At 55.5% G+C, this 22,599-nt stretch carries 17 protein-coding genes, 1 other RNA gene and 1 pseudogene; 13 read left to right on the forward strand and 6 right to left on the reverse strand.

All coding sequences use genetic code 11. The features are described 5' to 3' along the window. Positions 1 to 188 precede the first annotated feature (188 nt). From tkt to fbaA, 4 genes and pseudogenes are all read left to right on the forward strand, one after another. Positions 189 to 2,183, forward strand: a complete 1,995-nt coding sequence (gene tkt, locus O1V66_RS20745) for a transketolase (RefSeq protein WP_269127999.1) — start codon at positions 189 to 191, stop codon at positions 2,181 to 2,183. A gap of 457 nt (positions 2,184 to 2,640) precedes the next feature. Next, positions 2,641 to 3,657: an erythrose-4-phosphate dehydrogenase gene (gene epd, locus O1V66_RS20750; RefSeq protein ID WP_045049596.1), complete on the forward strand. Its 1,017-nt coding sequence runs from the start codon at positions 2,641 to 2,643 to the stop codon at positions 3,655 to 3,657. 67 nt (positions 3,658 to 3,724) lie between these two features. Continuing rightward, entirely contained in the window at positions 3,725 to 4,888 is a 1,164-nt protein-coding gene (pgk, locus tag O1V66_RS20755; protein WP_045049595.1) for a phosphoglycerate kinase, read from the forward strand. A 95-nt stretch (positions 4,889 to 4,983) separates the two neighbouring features. Beyond that, positions 4,984 to 6,062: pseudogene (gene fbaA / locus O1V66_RS20760) on the forward strand (class II fructose-bisphosphate aldolase). A gap of 108 nt (positions 6,063 to 6,170) precedes the next feature. Here the strand turns inward: fbaA and O1V66_RS20765 are convergent. Together O1V66_RS20765 and O1V66_RS20770 are read right to left on the reverse strand one after the other, a co-directional pair. Next, positions 6,171 to 6,929, reverse strand: coding sequence for a transporter substrate-binding domain-containing protein (locus tag O1V66_RS20765; protein WP_045049593.1), 759 nt, complete (start codon positions 6,927 to 6,929; stop codon positions 6,171 to 6,173). Between the two features lie 12 nt (positions 6,930 to 6,941). Then, entirely contained in the window at positions 6,942 to 8,333 is a 1,392-nt protein-coding gene (locus O1V66_RS20770; protein ID WP_045049592.1) for an amino acid permease, read from the reverse strand. 340 nt (positions 8,334 to 8,673) lie between these two features. On the opposite strand from O1V66_RS20770, the gene O1V66_RS20775 reads away from it, so the two are divergent. From O1V66_RS20775 to O1V66_RS20800, 6 genes are all read left to right on the forward strand, one after another. Then, positions 8,674 to 9,759 (forward strand): LacI family DNA-binding transcriptional regulator, encoded by a 1,086-nt coding sequence (locus O1V66_RS20775; protein ID WP_045049591.1) that lies wholly within the window; start codon positions 8,674 to 8,676, stop codon positions 9,757 to 9,759. Between the two features lie 135 nt (positions 9,760 to 9,894). Beyond that, positions 9,895 to 13,026, forward strand: a complete 3,132-nt coding sequence (locus tag O1V66_RS20780; protein WP_045049590.1) for a beta-galactosidase — start codon at positions 9,895 to 9,897, stop codon at positions 13,024 to 13,026. Positions 13,027 to 13,084: 58 nt separating this feature from the next. Beyond that, positions 13,085 to 14,356 (forward strand): MFS transporter, encoded by a 1,272-nt coding sequence (locus O1V66_RS20785; RefSeq protein ID WP_045049589.1) that lies wholly within the window; start codon positions 13,085 to 13,087, stop codon positions 14,354 to 14,356. A gap of 131 nt (positions 14,357 to 14,487) precedes the next feature. Next, complete coding sequence (gene mscS / locus O1V66_RS20790; RefSeq protein ID WP_045049588.1) at positions 14,488 to 15,426, forward strand: small-conductance mechanosensitive channel MscS; 939 nt, start codon at positions 14,488 to 14,490, stop codon at positions 15,424 to 15,426. Between the two features lie 175 nt (positions 15,427 to 15,601). Beyond that, positions 15,602 to 16,219: an arginine exporter ArgO gene (gene argO / locus O1V66_RS20795; RefSeq protein WP_045049587.1), complete on the forward strand. Its 618-nt coding sequence runs from the start codon at positions 15,602 to 15,604 to the stop codon at positions 16,217 to 16,219. A gap of 80 nt (positions 16,220 to 16,299) precedes the next feature. After that, positions 16,300 to 17,034 carry an oxidative stress defense protein gene (locus O1V66_RS20800; RefSeq protein WP_072045124.1) on the forward strand — a complete coding sequence of 245 codons (735 nt, stop codon included), beginning with the start codon at positions 16,300 to 16,302 and terminating at the stop codon, positions 17,032 to 17,034. Between the two features lie 125 nt (positions 17,035 to 17,159). Here O1V66_RS20800 and O1V66_RS20805 read toward each other — a convergent pair whose 3' ends face one another. Beyond that, complete coding sequence (locus O1V66_RS20805; RefSeq protein WP_045049585.1) at positions 17,160 to 18,062, reverse strand: LysR family transcriptional regulator ArgP; 903 nt, start codon at positions 18,060 to 18,062, stop codon at positions 17,160 to 17,162. A gap of 189 nt (positions 18,063 to 18,251) precedes the next feature. Here O1V66_RS20805 and rpiA point away from each other — a divergent pair, with 189 nt between their 5' ends. Both rpiA and serA read left to right on the forward strand, forming a co-directional pair. Then, entirely contained in the window at positions 18,252 to 18,917 is a 666-nt protein-coding gene (gene rpiA, locus O1V66_RS20810; RefSeq protein WP_045049584.1) for a ribose-5-phosphate isomerase RpiA, read from the forward strand. A gap of 358 nt (positions 18,918 to 19,275) precedes the next feature. Next, a complete protein-coding gene (gene serA / locus O1V66_RS20815) occupies positions 19,276 to 20,514 on the forward strand; it encodes a phosphoglycerate dehydrogenase (protein ID WP_045049583.1) in 1,239 nt (412 codons plus the stop codon). 57 nt (positions 20,515 to 20,571) lie between these two features. Here serA and O1V66_RS20820 read toward each other — a convergent pair whose 3' ends face one another. From O1V66_RS20820 to zapA, 3 genes are all read right to left on the reverse strand, one after another. Next, positions 20,572 to 21,204, reverse strand: coding sequence for a 5-formyltetrahydrofolate cyclo-ligase (locus O1V66_RS20820; protein WP_045049582.1), 633 nt, complete (start codon positions 21,202 to 21,204; stop codon positions 20,572 to 20,574). A 37-nt stretch (positions 21,205 to 21,241) separates the two neighbouring features. After that, a non-coding RNA gene (ssrS, locus tag O1V66_RS20825) (6S RNA) lies at positions 21,242 to 21,424 on the reverse strand. 60 nt (positions 21,425 to 21,484) lie between these two features. Beyond that, the gene (zapA, locus tag O1V66_RS20830; protein ID WP_009637913.1) at positions 21,485 to 21,814 is read right to left on the reverse strand and encodes a cell division protein ZapA; all 330 of its coding nucleotides are present in this window, start codon (positions 21,812 to 21,814) and stop codon (positions 21,485 to 21,487) included. A gap of 206 nt (positions 21,815 to 22,020) precedes the next feature. Here zapA and O1V66_RS20835 point away from each other — a divergent pair, with 206 nt between their 5' ends. Further along, the gene (locus tag O1V66_RS20835) at positions 22,021 to 22,593 is read left to right on the forward strand and encodes a YecA/YgfB family protein (protein ID WP_082051070.1); all 573 of its coding nucleotides are present in this window, start codon (positions 22,021 to 22,023) and stop codon (positions 22,591 to 22,593) included. The last annotated feature ends 6 nt before the right edge of the window (positions 22,594 to 22,599 follow it).

Consider the following 22,599-nt stretch of genomic DNA (forward strand, 5'->3'; position numbering starts at 1 on the left):
TTATAAGCTCTGTGCCATGATTGGTTTTTGCAGGCGGTGGCGATATAGTTGGAAAGACTGAAAACTCTATGCCCTCTGCGCCGCTTTCCGAAAGAGTGTCCCTTGCCGTAATAGAGATTGCCGTTTTAATCCGTAGTCTGAGAAAATGATTTTTTCGACTGCTTTTTTAATCCGACCTGGAGTAGAACATGTCCTCTCGTAAAGAGCTTGCGAACGCTATCCGCGCACTCAGCATGGACGCCGTGCAGAAAGCGAATTCCGGCCACCCCGGCGCCCCGATGGGGATGGCCGACATCGCCGAAGTCCTGTGGCGCGACTACATGAACCACAACCCGACCAACCCGCACTGGGCCGACCGCGACCGCTTCGTCCTCTCCAACGGTCACGGCTCCATGCTGATTTACAGCCTGCTGCACCTCACCGGCTACGACCTGCCGATTGGCGAACTGGCCAACTTCCGCCAGCTGCACTCCAAAACCCCGGGCCACCCGGAATACGGCTACACGCCGGGCGTCGAGACCACCACCGGCCCGCTGGGCCAGGGTATCGCCAACGCCGTGGGCTTCGCCATCGCCGAGCGCACGCTGGCCGCGCAGTTCAACCGCGAAGGCCATGACATCGTCAACCACCACACCTACGCCTTCATGGGCGACGGCTGCATGATGGAGGGTATCTCCCACGAGGTCTGCTCGCTGGCCGGCACCATGAAGCTCGGCAAGCTGACCGCGTTCTACGATGACAACGGCATCTCCATCGACGGCCACGTGGAAGGCTGGTTTAGCGACGACACCGCGGCGCGCTTCGAAGCCTACGGCTGGCACGTGGTGCGCGGCGTGGACGGGCACAACCCGGACGCCATCAAGGCGGCCATCGAGGAGTCCCACCAGGTCACCGACCGTCCGACCCTCATCCTGTGCAAGACCATCATCGGCTTCGGCTCGCCGAACAAGGCCGGGTCGCACGAGGTGCACGGCGCGGCGCTGGGCGCCGACGAAGTGGCGGCCACCCGCAAGGCGATTGGCTGGAACCACGCGCCGTTCGACATCCCTGCCGACATCTACGCCCAGTGGGACGCGAAGGAAGCGGGCAAGGCCAAGGAGTCCGCCTGGAACGACAAGTTCGCGGCCTACGCCAAGGCGCACCCCGAGCTGGCGGCCGAGTTCGAACGCCGCATGGCGGGCGAGCTGCCTGCCGACTGGGAGGCGCAGTCGCAGAAGTTCATCGAGGAGCTGCAGGCCAAGCCGGCCAACATCGCCAGCCGCAAGGCGTCGCAGAACGCGCTGGAAGCCTTCGGCAAAATCCTGCCGGAGTTCCTGGGCGGCTCCGCCGACCTGGCGCCGAGCAACCTGACCATGTGGTCCGGCTCGAAGTCCATCGGCGACGACGCGGCGGGTAACTACATCCACTACGGCGTGCGCGAGTTCGGCATGACCGCCATCAGCAACGGCATCGCCCTGCACGGCGGCTTCCTGCCGTACACCGCGACCTTCCTGATGTTCGTGGAATACGCGCGCAACGCCGTGCGCATGGCGGCGCTGATGAAAATCCGCAACGTGTTCGTCTACACCCACGACTCCATCGGTCTGGGCGAGGACGGCCCGACGCACCAGCCGGTCGAGCAGCTGGCGAGCCTGCGCGTGACGCCGAACATGAGCCTGTGGCGTCCGGCCGACCAGGTCGAGTCCGCGATTGCGTGGAAGTACGCCATCGAGCGCAACGACGGCCCGACGACGCTGATTTTCTCGCGCCAGAACCTGACGCAGCAGCCGCGCAGCGCCGAACAGCTGGCCAACGTGGCCCGCGGCGGCTACGTGCTGAAGGACTGCGAGGGCACGCCGGAGGTTATCCTGATTGCCACCGGCTCCGAGGTGGGTATCACCGTGGAGGCGGCGGACAGGCTGGCCGCGGCGGGCACCCGCGTGCGCGTGGTGTCGCTGCCGTCGACCGACGCGTTTGACGCGCAGGACGAGGCGTACCGCGAGTCCGTGCTGCCGAAGGCGGTGTCGGCGCGCGTGGCGGTGGAAGCGGGCATTGCGGACTACTGGTACAAGTACGTGGGCCTGAACGGCGCGATTGTGGGCATGACCACCTTCGGCGAGTCGGCGCCGGCGGACCTGCTGTTCAAGGAGTTCGGCTTCACGGTCGACAACGTGGTGGCGAAGGCGCAGTCCCTGCTGAAATAAGCGCGGCGGCCCGCAGGGGCCGCGGTGCAGCGAGGGCAGCCTCCGGTGAAGACCGGGGCTGCCTTTTTTTATGGGTCGAGGGGGAGATTTTCTGATTTTAAAAAGGTCTTGATGTACGTCAACCTTCCAAAACGGCTTCTGCATTACTATTGCGCCGCGCTGATGCGAGGTAAAACCGACGTTGCTGAACAATTTTAAAGCAGTCGTTCAAGGTGTTTCAGCAAATTTAATTCAATTATTCCCTTTGCTGAAAGTTTGGTTTATGCTCGGCTGAACCGTTTCAGTTAACGTTATTTTGCTTAACGTCGTCTAAATAGCGTTAATGTGAGAGGGGTTGGCGTTGGGTGCTGCGTTCTGAATTATTGCGAAGAGCGTGCAATGAGGATTCACCGCAAAGGCGCACTGCATTACTATAGGGTTATCGCATTTAGGTAACAACCGTGTAACAGGGAGAAGTATGCCAATACGTATCGCAATTAATGGCTTTGGCCGCATTGGCCGTAGCGTATTGCGCGCATTATACGAATCTGGTCGCCGCGCGGAAATCAGCGTCGTGGCAATCAACGAGCTTGCGAGCCCCGAAGGGATGGCGCACCTGTTGAAATACGACTCCAGTCACGGCCGTTTCGCCTGGGACGTGCGTCAGGAAGGCGAAGTGCTCTCTGTAGGCGATGACACCATTCGCCTGCTTCATCAGCCCGATGCCAGCCTGTTACCTTGGGGCGAACTCAGTGTCGATGTCGTGCTGGACTGCACCGGCGTGTTCGGCAGTCGCGAAGACGGTGAAGCCCAGCTTGCCGCCGGGGCGAAGAAAATCCTCTTTGCGCATCCGGGTGGACCGGATCTCGATGCCACCGTCGTCTACGGCGTGAACCATCACCTGCTCAAACGCGAACACCGCATCGTCTCCAACGCTTCCTGTACCACCAACTGCATTATTCCGATTATCAAACTGCTGGACGACGAGTTCGACATCGAATTCGGCACGGTCACCACCATTCACTCTGCAATGCACGACCAGCCGGTGATTGATGCCTACCATCCCGATTTACGTCGTACCCGCGCGGCCAGCCAGTCGATTATTCCTGTAGATACCAAGCTTTCTGCCGGTATCACCCGCATCATGCCCAAGTTTTGCGACCGTTTCGAGGCCATCTCGGTGCGCGTGCCGACCATCAACGTAACCGCTATCGATCTCAGCGTTTTTGTTTCCAGAAAGGTCGACGTAGAGCATGTTAACCAGCTGTTGCAAAAGGCGTCGAATGGGGCATTTCGTGGTATTGTTGACTATACCGAACTACCATTAGTTTCTACTGATTTTAACCACGACCCGCACAGCGCCATCGTTGATGGCACACAGACGCGGGTCAGCGGTCAGCGCCTGATCAAGACTCTGGTCTGGTGCGACAATGAATGGGGCTTCGCCAACAGAATGCTGGACACGACGTTGGCGATGTCCGAAAGCGGTTTCTAAAAGGTCACTCGGTTTCGACCGATGCGCCCTCAAGCAACTTTAAAGAGAATCAACGAGAGGATTCACCATGTCTGTAATTAAGATGAGCGATCTGGATTTGGCAGGTAAACGTGTATTGATCCGTGCAGATTTGAACGTGCCGGTCAAAGACGGGAAAGTGACGTCTGATGCACGTATCCGTGCCTCTTTGCCAACCATCGAAACCGCCCTGAAGCAGGGTGCGCGCGTGATGGTGACCTCACATCTGGGTCGTCCGACCGAAGGCGAATACAACGAAGAGTTTTCTCTGCTGCCTGTCGTGAATTACCTGAAGGACAAGCTCGGTTCTAAAGTGCGTCTGGCGAAAGATTATCTGGACGGCGTTGATATTGCTGAGGGCGAGTTGGTTGTTCTGGAAAACGTTCGCTTCAACAAGGGCGAAAAGAAAGACGACGAAACCCTGTCCAAAAAATACGCCGCGCTGTGTGACGTTTACGTCATGGACGCTTTCGGCACCGCACACCGTGCGCAGGCTTCCACACACGGCGTAGGCAAATTCGCGCCTGTCGCCTGTGCGGGTCCGCTGCTGTCGGCAGAGCTCGAGGCGCTCGGCAAGGCGCTCGGGAATCCTGCACGCCCGATGGTGGCTATCGTTGGCGGCTCCAAGGTGTCGACCAAACTGACCGTGCTTGATGCGCTGTCCAAAATCGCCGATCAGCTGATCGTCGGTGGCGGCATCGCCAACACCTTCGTCGCGGCGCAGGGCCACAACGTCGGTAAGTCACTGTACGAAGCCGACTTGGTCGGTACCGCGCAAAAGCTGCTCGAAACCTGTGATATTCCGGTTCCTACCGACGTGCGTGTCGCGACCGAATTCTCCGAAACGGCAACCGCGACCGTAAAATCGACCAGCGATATAAAAGACGAAGAGCAAATTCTGGATATGGGCGACGTGTCTGCACAGCGTCTGGCCGAGATCCTGAAAAACGCCAAAACCATTCTGTGGAATGGCCCGGTTGGCGTGTTCGAGTTCCCTAACTTCCGTAAAGGAACCGAAATCGTGGCGCATGCCATTGCCGATAGCGATGCATTCTCTATCGCGGGCGGCGGCGACACTCTGGCAGCCATCGACTTGTTCGGTATTGCCGACAAAATTTCCTACATCTCTACCGGTGGCGGTGCATTCCTCGAGTTCGTCGAAGGAAAAGAGCTGCCAGCCGTTGTGATGCTGGAAGAGCGTGCTAAAAAGTAATAATCCAGGGCAGATGAGAGACATCGTCTGCCTACGCTGTATTTTTTGTAATCCGATTCAATCCATCTACGACCGACGAAACAGGACAACGTAATATGTCTAAAATTTTTGATTTCGTAAAACCTGGTGTTATCACTGGTGATGACGTTCAGAAAGTCTTCGCTGTAGCCAAAGAGAACGCGTTTGCGCTTCCTGCCGTTAACTGTGTAGGCACTGATTCTATCAATGCTGCGCTGGAAGCGGCGGCGAAGGTCAAAGGCCCTATCATCATTCAGTTCTCCAACGGTGGCGCGGGCTTCATCGCCGGTAAAGGTCTGAAAACCGATATCCCTCAGGGCGGAGCTATTCTTGGCGCCATCTCGGGTGCACAGCATGTGCATCTGCTGGCCGAACACTACGGCGTGCCGGTTATTCTGCACACCGACCACTGCGCCAAGAAACTGCTGCCGTGGATCGACGGTCTGCTGGACGCGGGTGAAAAACACTTCGCCTCTACCGGCAAGCCTCTGTTCTCATCCCACATGATTGACCTGTCGGAAGAGCCGCTGGAAGAAAACATCGAGATTTGCAGCAAGTATCTGGCGCGTATGGCCAAGATCGACATGACGCTGGAAATCGAGCTGGGTTGCACCGGCGGTGAAGAAGATGGCGTCGACAACAGCCACATGGACGCCTCTGCGCTGTACACCCAGCCAGAAGACGTTGATTACGCTTACGAAAAACTGAGCGCTATCAGCCCACGCTTCACCATCGCGGCTTCCTTCGGTAACGTGCACGGCGTGTACAAGCCAGGCAACGTGAAACTGACCCCGACTATCCTGCGTGATTCCCAGGATTTCGTCAGCAAGAAACACAACCTGCCGCACAACTCCCTGGACTTCGTGTTCCACGGGGGTCAGGTTCTTCCGCTGCCGAAATCAAAGAGTCCATCAGCTACGGTGTTATCAAGATGAACATCGATACCGATACGCAGTGGGCAAACTGGGACGGTATCCTTCAGTTCTACAAAAAGAACGAAGCGTACCTGCAGGCGCAGCTGGGTAACCCGGAAGGCGCAGACAAGCCGAACAAGAAATTCTACGATCCTCGTGTCTGGCTGCGCTCTGCACAGTCATCCATGGTGACGCGTCTGGAACAGGCGTTCCAGGAACTGAACGACGTCGACCGCCTGTAATTCATTGCCAGACTGTGAAAGCAGCCTGGTGTGAACACAGACAATGAGACACGCAAAAGGGGCCTTTACGGCCCCTTTTTTATTGGCAGATGTCGACAGGGCCGGGTTTTATCCGCGCCAGCCCGCCACCACCTTTTGATACTCGCCGGTGGCGCGCGCCAGATGCAGCCACTGGTCAACATACAGCTTCCAGCTGATGTCGTCGGTCGGCAGCATGTAGGCTTTCTCGCCGTACTGCATCGGCTTTTCGGGATTTACGGCGCACAGCGAAGGATGCGATTTCTTTTGATACAGCGCTTCCGAGGCGTCGGTTATCATGACATCGGCTTTTTTATCGGCCAGTTGCTGGAAAATACCGGCGTTGTCGTGCGAAAGAATCAGGTTGCTGTTTGGCAGATAAGCGTGGACAAACGCCTCGTTGGTGCCGCCAATAGGCTCGATGACCCGTACCGAAGCGACGTTGATTTGCTCGATTGTCTGGTACTTTTTCTCGTCTTCGCAGCGAACCAGCGGAATTTTACCGTCAACGTCGAGGCTTTCGGCAAAATAGACCTGCTTCTGGCGGGGCAGGGTGACGGAAACGCCGCCCATGGCGATATCACATTTGCCGGCCACCAGATCCGGCGTCAGCGTCTTCCAGGTCGATTTCACGAAGTTGAGTTTAACGCCCAGACTTTTCGCCAGCGATTCGGCCATCGAGATGTCGATACCTTCATAGCTGCCGTCAGGCTTCTGAAAGGTGTAAGGCTTGTAATCGCCCGTGGTGCAGACATTCAGCGTGCCTTGTTTAACCACCGTTTGCAGGTGGGATTCGGCGCTGGCGCTTCCGGCGGCAAGCAGCAGGATCAGAGGGAATATTTTTTTCATTGTTGCCCTGTTTTATGAGTGAGGTGTTTCTACAATGTCGACCGCCGAGACGGCAGAGCTCTTTTTCCTGAACTGATAGCTCACGGCGAGAACGAGCAGCCAGACGGGGATAAGCCAGACTGAAATCCGAATGCCCGGAGTCAGGAACATAATGACCAGTATCGCGGCCAGAAACAGCAGGCAGACAACGTTGGTCAACGGATATCCCAGACTCGGGAAACGGGTTTTCCGACCCTCGCCATGCAGCGCACGGCGAAATTTCAGGTGAGTGATGCTAATCATCGCCCAGTTAATCACCAGCGCCGAAACGACCAGCGACATCAGCAGCTCAAACGCTTTGCCCGGCATCAGGTAGTTGAGCAGTACGCAAAGCGCGGTCACCACGGCAGACACGGCGAGCGCGTTAAACGGGATCCCGCGGCGATTCACTTTCATTAATGCCTTGGGCGCATTGCCCTGTTTCGCTAAACCAAACAGCATACGGCTGTTGCTGAATACGCAACTGTTGTAGACGGACAAGGCCGCCGACAGCACGACGGCGTTCAGGAGCGTCGCAACCAGATTGCTGTTAAGCGCATGGAAAATCAACACAAAAGGACTGCCGCCTTCAACCACTTTCTGCCACGGATAAAGCGACAGCAGCACCGCCAGCGCACCGACGTAGAACAGCAGAATGCGATAGATAACCTGGTTGGTGGCTTTCGGAATGCTTTTCTGCGGATTGTCCGCTTCGGCGGCGGTAATGCCGATAAGCTCGAGGCCGCCGAACGAGAACATGATAACCGCCATCGCCATCACCAGCCCCTTGACGCCATTCGGGAAGAAGCCGCCGTGCTGCCACAGGTTGGCGACGCTGGCTTCGGGACCGCCATTACCGCTGGCCAGCAGCCAGGCGCCAAAGGCAATCATGCCCACAATGGCGGCGACCTTGACGATGGAAAACCAGAATTCGACTTCGCCATAAATCTTCACGCTGGACATATTGACGAGATTAATGGCGACGAAGAAGACGGCGGCGGAAACCCAGGTCGGGATTTCCGGCCACCAGTACTGCACGTAGATCCCGACGGCGGTGAGTTCCGCCATGCTGACCAGCACATAGAGAACCCAATAGTTCCACCCCGACATAAAACCGGCGAAACCACCCCAATATTTGTTGGCAAAATGGCTGAAAGAGCCTGCAACCGGCTCGTGAACAACCATCTCACCCAGTTGACGCATTATAAAGAAGGCGATAATACCGGCGACGGCATACCCCAGCAGCACGGACGGACCCGCCATCTTGATGGTTTGCGCGATGCCGAGAAACAGGCCGGTGCCAATGGCGCCGCCCAGCGCAATCAGCTGAATATGGCGATTTTTCAGCCCTCTTTTGAGCTGGCTTTCTGTGTGTTGCGAATCCATGTCTTTTCCCCAAAGGTAAAATCATTGTCTTTCCACCCATTAGCAATTCCTGGGCCACCCGACGCACAGCACTTATTCGTAATGATTAACCCATTGATAGACTAGGATAAATAATTTCTGACGCCATGCGTGCTCCGCGCGTTAAATGACATGACCTTTCAAGTTTTGTGCTGTCATGGCCTGATTTGTGCGCGAAGTGAGCAATATTTCTGCTTTTGACGAGAGAGGTTGAACCAAATCGGTGCACAGCCTGCGTGGTTACGCGGTCGGCTACTCTGTGCGTCAAAAAATCTGTTATTATCGGCCATTGTCCTCTCCAAACCGATTCAGGATACCGCCGTTGAACAAGCCAAGATCCGTTACGCTCGATGATGTTGCCCGCCACGCCGGCGTCTCTTATCAGACGGTGTCGCGCGTGCTGAATCAGGCGGCGCAGGTCTCCGAGAAAACGCGTGTCCGGGTCGAAGCGGCCATGCGCGAGTTGAACTACGTGCCGAATCGCATGGCGCAGCAGCTGGCGGGCAAACGGAGTTTTACGCTGGGGCTGGCGAGTACCAATCTGGCGCTGAATGCGCCGTCGCAGGGTGCCTCGGCAATCAAGACTCGCGCCAATCAGTTGGGTTATCATGTGGTTATCTCGATGGTCGAGGATTTGCAGCTGCAATCCTGCCGCGCGGCCGTCAATGAACTGATTGCCCAGCGCGTCGACGGCATTCTTATCAATGTGCCGCTCGAAACCGCCGATGCCCATGAGGTGAAACAGTGCTGCGGCGATCTGCCGGTGCTGTTTCTGGATGTCGATCCGCACGCTAATCTGTTTAGTATCCTTTTCGATCCGCTGGAAGGCGCACGTCAGGGGCTGGCACACCTTATTTCACTCGGACATCGGGATATTTCGCTGCTCACCGGCCCGCTGGAATCAGTGTCGGCCCGTCTGCGCTACGAGGGCTGGCTGAGCGGACTAAAAGAACATAGCCTCAATCCGTTTAGTGTCCTGCACGGCGACTGGAGTTCGGCTTCGGGATATCAACTTGCCCTCGGGCTGTTAAACCAGCCGCAGCGGCCCACGGCAATATTGGTCGCGAATGACCAGATGGCGCTCGGCGTGCTGCGTGCCGCGCATGAAGGTGGCGTTGCGATACCGCAACAGCTGTCGGTGGTAGGGTACGACGACACGGAAGACAGCGCCTATTTTCAACCGCCTTTAACCACCATCGCGCAGGATTTTCGCCTGAGCGGAAGGGAAAGCGTCAACAGGATGGTGCAGGTGCTGCAACACCCCCAGCAGGGCATTCCCGAGTCGTTGTTGCTGCACACGACGCTGATGTTACGTCACACCACTTCATCTCCGGGCGAACAGCACGAATGCGCCCAGACACTCGCCGACGAGTTGAAACGCCTTGCGCGAAGACTGGAACGGCTTTGATACCTTGCGTGCGCTTCTGCCAGTGAATTTGTGATCCGCGTCGCCTTCTGAATGCTCCTTTCTTTACTTAACCGCTCTCTCCCCTCATTTTAAAATCATTAATGTGAGCGCATAACATTTTCACGGGGAAGGTTTATGAAAGGTTACAAAGACGAGGCGATCAATCCGCTAGGCAACGTGCTGGCGCGCCGCGACTGGGAGAATCCGGTTTGTACGCAGGTAAATCGCCTGCCGGCCCATCCGCCGTTTCAAAGCTGGCGTAATGCCGACGAAGCCAGAGAAGACAAGAAGTCTCCGAGCCGAAAATCGTTGAATGGCGAGTGGAAATTCAGCTACTTCGCGAAACCGGAGGCGGTACCGGCAGCCTGGCTCGATGGCGATTTGGCAAATGCTGACGATATTACCGTACCGTCAAACTGGCAGATGTCGGGCTATGATGCGCCGATTTATACCAACGTCCAGTATCCGATACCGGTAACGCCGCCTTTCGTTCCCGCAGAAAACCCTACCGGATGTTACTCGCTCACATTTGAGGTGGATGCAGACTGGCTGGCAGCCGGGCAAACGCGCATTATCTTCGACGGCGTCAATTCCGCTTTTTATCTCTGGTGCAACGGCCGCTGGGTCGGCTATTCGCAGGACAGTCGCCTGCCCGCCGAGTTCAGCCTTGGCGATTATCTGCAAGCGGGGAGCAACCGACTGGCGGTGATGGTGCTGCGCTGGAGCGACGGCAGTTATCTGGAAGATCAGGATATGTGGCGAATGAGCGGTATCTTCCGCGACGTCAGCCTGTTGCACAAACCTGCAATCCAGCTCGCCGATGTTCAGCTGCAAACCCATCTGCATGCCAATTTTACTCTGGGTGAACTGGAAGCCAACATCGCTGTGCGTGCGCCTTCCACCTCGCTCGAGGCCCTGAAAATTCAGGTGCAACTGTGGCAGGGTAATCAACATGTCGCAGAAAATATTCAGCCGCTTGGCAGTGAGATCATTGACGAGCGCGGAGCTTATGCCGAGAAAGCGACGTTGCGCCTGCCGCTGGCGAACCCGCTGCTGTGGAGCGCGGAACAGCCGCACCTTTATCGCGCGGTAGTGTCTCTGCTGGACGCGGATAATCGCCTGATTGAAGCCGAAGCTTACGACGTCGGTTTCCGTCAGGTCGAGATAAGTCAGGGTCTGTTGAAACTCAACGGCCAGCCGTTGCTTATTCGCGGCACCAATCGTCACGAACATCATCCCGAGAAAGGTCAGGCAATAGACGAAGCGACGATGCTGCAAGATATCCTGTTGATGAAACAGCATAACTTCAATGCCGTGCGCTGCTCGCATTATCCGAATCATCCGCTGTGGTACACGCTTTGCGACCGCTATGGACTGTACGTGGTGGATGAAGCCAACATTGAAACGCACGGCATGCAGCCGATGAACCGACTGTCTGACGACCCGCAGTGGTTCAATGCGTTTAGCGAACGTGTAACCCGCATGGTGCAGCGCGATCGCAACCATCCGTGCATTATTATCTGGTCGCTGGGCAATGAATCCGGGCATGGATCGACGCACGACGCGCTGTATAGCTGGATAAAATCCAGCGATCCTACGCGTCCGGTGCAGTACGAAGGCGGCGGAGCCAATACGGCGGCGACCGACATCATCTGCCCGATGTATGCCCGCGTCGACGAAGATCAGCCTTTCCCGGCGGTACCGAAATGGTCCATCAAGAAATGGATTGGTATGCCGGACGAAACCCGTCCGCTTATCCTCTGTGAATACGCCCATGCCATGGGCAACAGCCTCGGCGGCTTCGACAAATATTGGCAGGCCTTCCGTGACTTTCCGCGCTTGCAGGGCGGATTTATCTGGGACTGGGTCGACCAGAGTCTGACGCGCACCGGCGAGGATGGCATCAGCTATTCGGCCTACGGCGGTGATTTTGGCGACAAGCCCAACGATCGCCAGTTCTGCATGAATGGCCTGGTGTTTCAGGACCGCACGCCGCATCCGGCGCTGTTCGAGGCGCAGCGCGCGCAGCAATTCTTCCACTTTACGCTGGTTAGCCATCAACCTCTGGTGGTCGAAGTCTTCAGCGATTATCTGTTCCGCCACACGGACAATGAAACCCTGAGCTGGCGCATCGAGCTGGACGGGCAGTCGATTTATCACGGTGAAACAGCACTGGATATCCCACCGAAAGGCAGTCAGCGCATCACGCTCGGCGACTATCCGGCAATAAGCGCGACGGGCGAAATCTGGCTCAACCTCGACGTTATCCAGCCTGAACAGACGCCGTGGTCGGAAGCCGGACATCGCAGCGCCTGGCATCAATGGCCACTGCCGCGCGGTCTGGCGCTGCCGACGGTCTCGACATCAACGCATCAGACGGCGTCAGTGCAGCAGAAGGAAGACGGCGCGGTCGAGGTGACGGCGGAGACTCAACGCTGGCTGTTCAATCGTCAAACCGGTCTGCTGGAACAGTGGTGGCATCACGACAAACCCCAGTTGCTGTCGCCGCTACGGGATCAGTTTGTACGCGCGCCGCTGGATAACGACATTGGCGTCAGCGAAGCGACCCGTATCGATCCCAATGCCTGGGTCGAGCGCTGGAAGACAGCGGGTCTGTACGAACTGGAAACCCAGCTGTTGCGCTTCGAGGTGAATCAGCAGGCAGATGCCGTCATTATCGATACGGCGCATGCCTATGTTTCACGACAGAGCGTGGCATTGATAAGCCGTAAAACCTATCGCATCACCTTGCAGGGCGAACTGCAACTCGAGGTTAACGTCAAGGTCGCGGGCGACCTGCCTTCTCCGGCGCGTATCGGCCTGACCTGCTGTCTGCGTCAGGTTGAGGAGTCGGCAACCTGGCTGGGTCTGGGGCCGCACGAAAACTATCCCGATCGCCAGCTGGCCGCGCAATTCTCGCGCTGGACGCTGCCGCTCGAACAGCTCTATACGCCTTACGTGTTCCCGTCGGAAAACGGGTCACGCGGCGGGACACGCGAGTTGCGTTATGGCGACTGGCAATGGCAGGGCGACTTTGCCTTCGGCCTAAGCCGCTTCAGCCTGCGTCAATTGATGGACACCAGCCATCGTCATCTGCTCAGGGAAGAAGAGGGCACCTGGCTCAACATCGATGCTTTCCGCATGGGGATTGGCGGCGATGATTCCTGGAGTCCGAGCGTCAGCCCGGAATATCTGCTGACGGCGGGTGAATACCGATATTCGCTGCGCTGGGCGCATAAATCCGTGGGCGAAAGCGCATCGCGTTAATTGAAAGCTACGCTGCCGCACGGTGTGTGCGGCAGCCGTCGAGGTTGAGGGATTGCAGATGAATTATATAAAAAATACTAATTTCTGGACGTTTGGACTGTTCTTCTTTTTCTACTTTTTCATCATGGGTGCCTATTTTCCGTTCTTTCCTATCTGGTTGCACGACATCAACCACATCAGTCAGAGCGACACCGGCATTATCTTTGCCTGTATCTCTTTCTTCTCGCTGGTGTTTCAACCGATATTCGGCCTGCTTTCCGACAAGCTGGGACTCAAGAAACATCTGCTGTGGATAATCACGGGCATGCTGGTGCTGTTCGCGCCGTTCTTTATCTACGTTTTTGGACCGCTGCTGCAAACCAACATTCTGCTGGGCTCCATCGTTGGCGGTATCTATCTCGGTTTTATCTACAACGGCGGTGCGCCGTCGATTGAAGCCTATATCGAGAAAGTCAGCCGCCGCAGCGATTTCGAATTTGGCCGTGCGCGTATGTTCGGCTGCGTGGGCTGGGCGATTTGCGCCTCCGTTGTCGGGATCATGTTTACCATCAACAATCAGTTTGTCTTCTGGCTGGGATCGGGCTGCGCGGTGATTCTGGCGATTCTGCTGCTTATCGCCAAACCGGCGGTCGGTTCGAGTGCACGGGTGGCCAATGAACTGGGCGCCAACAGCAAACCGTTCAACCTGCGTCTGGCGGCAGAACTGCTCAAGGATAAAAAGCTGTGGTTCCTCGGGCTTTACGTGGTCGGCGTGTCCTGCACCTATGAGGTGTTCGATCAGCAATTTGCCAACTTCTTTACCTCGTTCTTCAGCAGCCCCAGCGAAGGGACGCGCGTCTTCGGCTACATCACGACACTCGGCGAACTGCTCAACGCGCTTATCATGTTCTTTGCGCCCGCCATCGTTAACCGCATCGGCGGCAAGAATGCGCTGCTGCTGGCCGGTGCCATTATGTCCATCCGTATTATCGGCTCCTCCTTTGCCAGCACGCCGGTGGAAGTGGTGTTGCTGAAAACGCTGCATATGTTCGAGATCCCGTTCCTGATTGTCGGCTGTTTCAAATACATCACCTCGGTATTTGAAGTGCGCTTTTCGGCCACCATCTATCTGGTCTGTTTCTGCTTCTTCAAGCAGATTGCGATGATGTTCATGTCGGTCTTTGCCGGCGACATGTACGGCAAAATCGGTTTCCACGGCACCTATCTGATTCTGGGGCTTATCACGCTTGCGTTCACGTTGCTGTCGATTTTCACCCTGACCGGACGCGGTCCGCTGCAAGCTTTCAAGCCTGCGACAAGAATTGCCGATAAGCCTCTCAACAATGCCTAAAAAGCAGGCAAAGCGGCCACGCGGGTTGGCAGTTAGGGGAAATGTTGGTTACCCTTAAGGGCTTAGTCATCATTCGTCGTGCGTGTCAGCGCGAATGTCTGGTTTCATTATTGCTTGCTAGGGTGTGTTAAATGGAAGATTTGAACGTAGTGGATGGCATTCAGAATGCCGGAACGTGGTTAGCCAGAAATCAGGCTTTACTGATTCATTATGCGGTCAATATCGTGGCCGCTGTGGTTATCCTGATTATCGGCTTGCTGGTTGCGAAAGCGGTTTCCAGAGGCGTGAGTCGCGTGATGCATCTGCGTGGCATCGATCTGACCGTTTCCGACTTTCTGTCGGCGCTGGTACGTTATGCAATTATCGCCTTTACGCTGATTGCCGTGCTGGGCCGAATCGGCGTGCAGACCACCTCTGTAATCGCCGTAATCGGTGCTGCCGGTTTGGCCGTGGGTCTGGCTTTGCAGGGCTCGCTTTCCAACTTTGCTGCAGGCGTATTGCTGGTTATCTTCCGTCCGTTCCGCGCGGGTGAATATGTTGATCTGGGCGGCGTGGCCGGTACGGTAACGCACGTGCAGATCTTCTCCACCACGCTGCTGACGCCAGACAACAAAGTGATTGTCGTGCCGAACGGTAAAATCATTGCCGGTAACATTACCAACAACTCACGCGAACCGACCAGCCGTACCGACATTATCGTCAGCGTGTCCTATGATGCCGAAATCGCCAAGGTGAAACAGGTGCTGGGCGACATCGCCAACGCCGATGAACGTATCATCAAAGATAAAGGCATCGTAATCCGCATGAACGAAATGGGCGCTTCGACGCTGGATTTCGTCGTGCGTTACTGGACCACCAACGGCGACTCGCAAAACGTGAAATGGGATCTGCTGGAGCAGTTTAAAGAAGCGCTGGATGCCAACAGCATCGGCATTCCTTATCCGCAGATGGACGTTCACCTGTTCCGTAGCGCTGAAGCCAAAGAGGCAGAAGCCAAAGAGGCAGAAGCCAAAGAAGCCGAAGCCAAAGCCGTAGAAAGCAAAGGCGCGCCGCAGGTCGGCATCGAGTAATTTCGCTTTCATGCTTTAACGAAAACGCCCTGTTTACAGGGCGTTTTGCTATCAATACCTGCCTCATAAGCTGTCCTAATACTCAATAAGAAACTTCAATTTCCTCTAATAGTCCTGTTCCCTTACACTTCGCGTCATCTCCTTTCAAAAGCGCGTTTTAAGGAAAATTTCGACTATGTTCACGACCTTCCTGCAGGGCATGATGCTCAGTGCGGCGATGATTTTGCCTATCGGCCCACAGAACGCCTTTGTGATGAATCAGGGCATTCGCCGTCAGTATCACCTGATGATTGCCGCACTTTGTGCATTCAGCGACATTGCGCTGATTTGCGCCGGTATCTTTGGCGGTAGCGCGCTGCTCGACAGCTACCCAACTCTGCTGTTTATCGTCAGCTGGGGCGGCGTCGCCTTCTTGCTGTGGTTTGGCTGGGGCGCATTTCGCACGGCGCTGGCCGCACAACCGCAGCAGGTGGAAGCGAAAGTCATGGCGCAAAGCCGCTGGCGTATTGTCGGCAGCATGATGGCGGTAACCTGGCTGAATCCGCACGTCTATCTCGATACCTTTGTCGTGCTCGGCAGTCTGGGCGGACGCCTTGCCAGCGACGAACGCGCCTGGTTCGCCCTCGGCGCGGTGCTCTCTTCGACGCTGTGGTTTTTTGGTCTGGCAATCCTTGCCGCGCTGCTGTCGCCCTGGTTAAACAAAGGTAAAACGCAGCGGGCGATCAATCTTGTCGTGGGCATCGTGATGTGGGGTATCGCGCTACAACTGGCATTGCAAAACCTGCATTTGTGAACTAATTATCACTAATCTTAATTTCGTTGCCAAACGACTATGGTAGGGTTGTAGCTCACCAGATGACTGAGGGAAACACTGTGAAATTGAAAGCATTGGCTATGGCCGCCATGTTGGGATTAGGGACATTACCCGCTGCACTTCAGGCTGCTGAAGTACCAGAGGGACCGCATGTGGTAACTTCAGGTACAGCCAGCGTCGATGCCGTACCCGACATCGCTACGCTGGCTATTGAAGTCAATGTTTCTGCAAAAGATGCCGCTTCTGCCAAAAAACAGGCAGACGAGCGCGTCGCGCAGTATTTTGCGTTTCTGCAAAAAAACAATATCGACAAGAAAGACATCAATGCCGCCAATCTGCGCACCCAGCCGGAATATGACTATCTGAAAGATGGCAGCAGCGTGCTGAAAGGCTATCGCGCAGTGCGTCAGGTGCAGGTTACGCTGCGTCAGCTGGACAAACTCAACGAGCTGCTGGACGGCGCGCTGAAGTCAGGGCTGAATGAAATCCGTGCGGTTGAGCTGGGCGTGGCGAATCCTGATACCTATCGCAATCAGGCGCGTCAGAAAGCGATTGATAACGCCACCCAGCAGGCCAAGGCGCTGGCGGAAGGCTTCCACAGCCAGCTCGGTCAGGTTTACAGCATTCGTTACCACGTCGCGAACTATCAGCCGATGCCGGTAGCCAGAATGTATAAAACCGCCGATGCCGCGGGCCAGAGTGACGCCGCGCAAACCTACGAGCAGCAGAGCATTCACTTTGACGATCAGGTTGATGTGGTGTTCGAGCTGAAGAACGGCGAAGTGGCGAAGTAAAACCCTTTGATTTGCAACACTTTCGGCTGACTGAAAGAGGGTATGTGGATCCCCGCAACGTGTTAAACGACGTTTTGGGGGTCCATACAAGCCGCCAATATTCTGCGACGCGAAAGATAACGCGCCTAGTCCTGGCGCAGCACCTGACGACCATGTGCCAGCAGGGCATCGGTCACTTTGCGCATCATGCGGCTCTCCGGCGCAAAGCGGTGCCAGTACAGCATCCGGCGCTGTAACAGACCCGGCGTCAGGTCAATCAACTCTCCGCTTTCCAACTCTTTTTCAATCTGCAAGTGCGGGATCATACAGCAGGTGGTGCCTTGACGCGCCAACTGCACAAAGGCTTCGGACGAGTTGACGATGTGGCACGGCACGCTGCCCGGCGACAGGTCGAAATACTGCTGCAGGAAGGCTTGATGCATGTCGTCGAGATGGTCAAAGGCGACTGCGGGCGCTTTCAGTAACGCAGAGCGGGTCACGCCGTTCGGGAAATAGCGTTCGGCAAAACCTTTCGAGGCCACGAAGAGATAGTCCAGCGCGCCCAGTTGGTCGACCAGACAGCTCGGCAGCGGCTGCGGCTGAATACTGACCGCGCCCACCACTTCACCGCGACGCAGACGTTCCTGGGTTCGGGTTTCATCTTCAACCTGCAGGTTCAGGCGAATAGGGGAGTCGACCAGCACCGATTTCAGCGCCGGCAACAGCCAGGTCGCCAGACTGTCGGCGTTGACCGCAAGCGACAGCAGCAGTGGCGTATCATTACTGTCGTTGATGTTGTCGCTGCCCAGCCACTCTTCTTCGAGCAGTTCGACCTGATGCAATAGCGCCAGCAGTTTCTGGCCCTGTTCGGTTGGCCGTGGCGGAACGGTCCGCACCAGCAAAGGCTGGCCGAATAAATTTTCCAATTGTTTAATACGTTGAGAAACAGCGGATTGGGTAATGCACAGCTTTTGCGCTGCACGTTCGAAACCGCGTTCACGGATCACAGCGTCCAGCGCTTGCAGCGTTCTATAGTCTGGGCGTTTCATCGAAAATCTATTCCTTGGCTCGTTCGGGATTCACACATATTCCGACACTATGCCACAGTTCATCAAAATTTGCGGCGCACAAAATCTTCTCCTTATCGGCTACGAGTCCGCCCGCGTCTTGCTTTATACTAATGACAACTTAGCGATTCCTTTCTATATCCACAGAGCTATATCCAAAGAGAAACCATCATGACTCAGGATGAATTAAAAAAAGCGGTAGGCTGGGCGGCGCTGGATTACGTGACGCCAGGCACGATTGTCGGCGTTGGTACCGGCAGCACGGCGGCGCATTTCATCGATGCATTGGCGTCAATCAAGCACCAGATCGAAGGCGCAGTATCAAGCTCCGATGCGTCCACCGCCAAACTGAAAAGCTACGGTATCCACGTGTTTGACAGCAATGAAGTCGATGAACTCGATATTTATGTCGACGGCGCGGACGAAATCAACGGCCACATGCAGATGATCAAGGGCGGCGGCGCGGCATTGACCCGCGAGAAGATAATCGCCGCCATTTCGCGCAAGTTCATCTGTATCGTCGATGCGACCAAACAGGTCGACGTGCTGGGCAAATTCCCGCTGCCGGTCGAAGTGATTCCGATGGCGCGTTCCTACGTCGCCCGCGAACTGGTGAAGCTTGGGGGATTACCGGAATACCGTCAGAATGTCGTCACCGATAACGGCAATGTCATTCTCGACGTGCATAATCTCAGCATCCTTGATGCCATCGCGCTCGAAAACAGGATTAACGGCATTGCCGGTGTCGTGACCGTCGGGTTATTTGCCAATCGCGGGGCAGATATTGCGCTGGTCGGCACTGCAGACGGTGTAAAAGTCGTCAAAAATTCGCGCTGAGGATAAGCTCACGATCTACTTTGTGCCAGCGTCATAATGCAATGTTATGAAGATGATAATTTTTAGCCTGAATCATCTTTTCTGCAAAGCGGCGAATTTGGTGAGTTATGTCACACAATGACGCCGTTTTAACGTTTACCTCCATGATGTTGTGCATTGAAAGTGTTACATGCTAAAAATGAAGGGCGGGATCAGGGCTTGTGCTAGGAGTCAGGCAATCGTTTGTATTGCCCGACGCAAAAATTTTGTTATGTTGACTGTGAACTGCATCAAGCAGTGACTTCTGAAGTCTGCATTCAGCATGAATAACTTTCGGTATGCGTTACTGCCGGTATGAATAAAATAGTAGGGTCGGGAAATGGCAAAAGTATCACTCGGAAAAGACAAAATTAAGTTTCTGCTGGTGGAAGGCGTCCATCAAAGCGCGATCGACACGCTTCACGCGGCGGGTTATACCAATATCGAGTTTCATAAAGGCGCGCTCGACAGCGAAGCGCTGAAAGAATCCATCCGTGATGCCCATTTCGTCGGAATCCGATCCCGTACCCAACTGACCGAAGAGATCTTCGCTGCGGCGGAAAAACTCGTTGCCGTGGGTTGTTTCTGTATCGGTACCAACCAGGTTAACCTGAATTCCGCGACCAAACGCGGTATTCCTGTCTTCAACGCGCCGTTCTCCAACACCCGTTCGGTTGCCGAAATGGTGCTGGGCGAGATGCTGCTGATGATGCGCGGCATTCCTGCGGCCAACGCCAAGGCGCACCGCGGTATCTGGAACAAGCTGGCCGTCGGCTCCTATGAAGCGCGCGGCAAACGTCTCGGCATCGTCGGCTACGGCCATATCGGCACCCAGCTCGGGATCCTGGCCGAAGGTCTGGGCATGAAGGTTTATTTCTACGACATCGAAAGCAAGCTGCCTCTCGGCAACGCGCAGCAGATTTCCAGCCTGAACGAACTGCTGAACACCAGCGACGTGATTACCATGCACGTTCCGGAAACGGCGAATACCAAAGACATGATTGGTGTTGAACAACTGGCACAGATGAAGCCGGGCTCATTGCTTATCAACGCCTCGCGCGGAACGGTTATCGATATTCCGGCGCTGTGCGACGCGCTGCGCAGCAAACACCTTTCAGGGGCTGCCATCGACGTCTTCCCGGAAGAGCCTGCAACCAACAGCGATCCGTTTACTTCGCCGCTGTGCGAGTTCGACAACGTGATCCTGACGCCGCACATTGGCGGTTCGACAATGGAAGCTCAGGAAGGCATCGGTTTTGAAGTGGCCGGTAAACTGGCGAAGTATTCCGACAACGGTTCTACGCTGTCTGCGGTTAACTTCCCCGAGGCTTCGCTGCCAACGCACAGCGACAAGGCCAGCCGTCTGCTGCATATTCACGAAAACCGTCCGGGCGTGCTGACCAGCATCAACCAGATTTTCGCGGAGCAGGGCATCAACATCGCTGCGCAGTATCTGCAAACCAGCCCGGAAGTAGGTTATGTGGTCATCGACGTGGAAGCGGATATCGAAACCGTCGATACCGCGCTGCAACTGATGAAAGCGATTCCGGGCACCATTCGTGCGCGTCTGCTCTACTAATCTGCAATCCTCCTGTCTGGCATAAAAAAGGGCATCGAAAGATGCCCTTTTTACGTTTCACGATGCGGGAGATTCGTGTTCCCAACGCCAGCTCTTGCCCGGCGTTAAAATCTCGGGCAGGGGAACGTCCCACTCTTCTATCGGCAGGGCTTCTACCCATTGGCAGTCGTGCGCTATGCCGATTGGGTAGGGGCCACGTTCGCGCCAGTTCGCCAGCGTGCGGTCGTAAAATCCACCGCCCATGCCGAGGCGTTGCCCCTGCGAGTCGAAAGCGACCAGCGGCGTAAGAATGATATCCAGCTGTTCAAGCGGCAGAATCTCGCTCTCTTCCAGAACCGGCTCGAGAATATTCAGACGATTCCGTACCAAAGGGGTCTCGGCGGTATAGCGCAGGAATAGCAAATGGCCCGGTTCGGACGGATGCAATACGGGAAGATAGAGTTTTTTGCCGTCCTGCCACAGTCTGTCGATGAGCGGCGCGGTGTCGAGTTCACCGTCGAAAGACAGAAAAACCGACAGCGTTTCAGCCTGCACAATACGCGGATGCGTGGCTATACGCTGCGTTGCCTCAAGGGCAAAAACCTGTTGCTGCTGCTGGGTGAGCTGTTTTCTGCGCTGACGAACTTCGGTACGAATAGCTTGCCTGAGCAGCGCATGTTGACCCGTAAAGGACTGAGCTGTAAAGGACATAGAGAAAACCAGAGAAGAGAGAGCGGGAGATAAAAGGGGAATCTCCGAGATGCCGCCGCAGGCTGTAACCCTTGAACCCATGGTTCAAGGTGAACGTTCAGTCACAATCTTTAGGCTTCTCGGCGGACCGAGCATGCGCACCGATTGCGGATCATCACATTCTGTTGGTACTAATTATCGGCTCAGGGGACGGGCCCGCTGGCAAACATCTCAGAGAAATTTTGTGTTCGTACTGTGAATCTACTATCTCATATAAAGAGATAGAAATCAACAGCTTGACTTATTCGAAAGGCGCCCCTTCACGTTCAGTGATGCGTCCTTGTTCGAGCAAAGCCTGCTCGATGGTTTGTTGCAACATCCGAATACGCTGTTCCATATTGGAGGCATAATCGCGAGTTTTCAAGCGTTCTTGAGCAAGTTCGTGACAGACGTTCAATGCCGCGATAAATACCAGTTGCTCTGTATTTGTGACTCTAGTGCGAACTTTAAGATCTTGCAACCGCTGATTAAGATCCTCGGCAGCCATGTTCAACGCTTCTTGTTGTTCTGGCGGACAATTTACTCTTAATGAGCGACCAAAAATTTGTATATCTACCGGTTGTGCAGACATGCCACCTTCCTGCCATATTATTCGCCGACCTCCGATTGCAACACTGCGACGAGACGCAGGACATCGAAAGCGGGCGCAACTATATATACCTCACTCCAGATTTGCAACGTCGTTAAGTACGGCTGCGTAGCTAGCGAATCTGGTACTGAGACTTGCCTTGGTGGTAGCATAACACGAACTTAACCAGCCAACGATGGCGAATGCGCATGTCTATTGAGAATACCTATCCAAACTATGATTCGCTGAATCAAAACCTGAAGCAGCAGTCAGTTGCGTTAACCGCAGCCGAAATGCACGGACTTATCAGTGGTTTACTTTGCGGTGGCAACCGCGACGGCAGCTGGATAACCCAGGTGCATGACCTGACCAACGAAGGCATGGCTTTTGGCCACCCACTGGCCGAGATGCTGCAGCAACTGCGAAAAATCACCGCCGATACGCTCGAAGACGACAGCTTCGAATTTAAAATGCTGATGCCAAGCGACGATGCGAGCGTGTTCGAACGCGCCGATGCGCTGGCAGGATGGGTCAACCATTTCCTGCTGGGGCTGGGCATGATGCAGCCGAAGCTTGCCAAGGTAAAAGGCGAAGTCGGTGAAGCCATCGACGATTTGCGCAGCATTGCGCAGCTTGGCTATGAAGAAGACGAAGATCAGGAAGTGCTGGCGCAATCACTGGAAGAAGTGGTCGAGTATGTGCGCGTGGCGGCTATCCTGTGCTTTGGCGAATTTGGCCACAGCCACCCGACGGCACCCGAAAATCAACGTACTTTGCACTAAGCTTCA

The sequence above is a fragment of the Rouxiella chamberiensis genome (assembly GCF_026967475.1).
Classification (GTDB): domain Bacteria; phylum Pseudomonadota; class Gammaproteobacteria; order Enterobacterales; family Enterobacteriaceae; genus Rouxiella; species Rouxiella chamberiensis.

Coding starts and splice junctions, on each gene's coding strand:
- tkt (WP_269127999.1), top strand. CDS start 189: ATGTCCTCTCGTAAAGAGCTTGCGAACGCTATCCGCGCACTCAGCATG.
- epd (WP_045049596.1), top strand. CDS start 2,641: ATGCCAATACGTATCGCAATTAATGGCTTTGGCCGCATTGGCCGTAGC.
- pgk (WP_045049595.1), top strand. CDS start 3,725: ATGTCTGTAATTAAGATGAGCGATCTGGATTTGGCAGGTAAACGTGTA.
- O1V66_RS20765 (WP_045049593.1), bottom strand. CDS start 6,929: ATGAAAAAAATATTCCCTCTGATCCTGCTGCTTGCCGCCGGAAGCGCC.
- O1V66_RS20770 (WP_045049592.1), bottom strand. CDS start 8,333: ATGGATTCGCAACACACAGAAAGCCAGCTCAAAAGAGGGCTGAAAAAT.
- O1V66_RS20780 (WP_045049590.1), top strand. CDS start 9,895: ATGAAAGGTTACAAAGACGAGGCGATCAATCCGCTAGGCAACGTGCTG.
- O1V66_RS20785 (WP_045049589.1), top strand. CDS start 13,085: ATGAATTATATAAAAAATACTAATTTCTGGACGTTTGGACTGTTCTTC.
- mscS (WP_045049588.1), top strand. CDS start 14,488: ATGGAAGATTTGAACGTAGTGGATGGCATTCAGAATGCCGGAACGTGG.
- argO (WP_045049587.1), top strand. CDS start 15,602: ATGTTCACGACCTTCCTGCAGGGCATGATGCTCAGTGCGGCGATGATT.
- O1V66_RS20805 (WP_045049585.1), bottom strand. CDS start 18,062: ATGAAACGCCCAGACTATAGAACGCTGCAAGCGCTGGACGCTGTGATC.
- rpiA (WP_045049584.1), top strand. CDS start 18,252: ATGACTCAGGATGAATTAAAAAAAGCGGTAGGCTGGGCGGCGCTGGAT.
- serA (WP_045049583.1), top strand. CDS start 19,276: ATGGCAAAAGTATCACTCGGAAAAGACAAAATTAAGTTTCTGCTGGTG.
- O1V66_RS20820 (WP_045049582.1), bottom strand. CDS start 21,204: ATGTCCTTTACAGCTCAGTCCTTTACGGGTCAACATGCGCTGCTCAGG.
- zapA (WP_009637913.1), bottom strand. CDS start 21,814: ATGTCTGCACAACCGGTAGATATACAAATTTTTGGTCGCTCATTAAGA.
- O1V66_RS20835 (WP_082051070.1), top strand. CDS start 22,021: ATGTCTATTGAGAATACCTATCCAAACTATGATTCGCTGAATCAAAAC.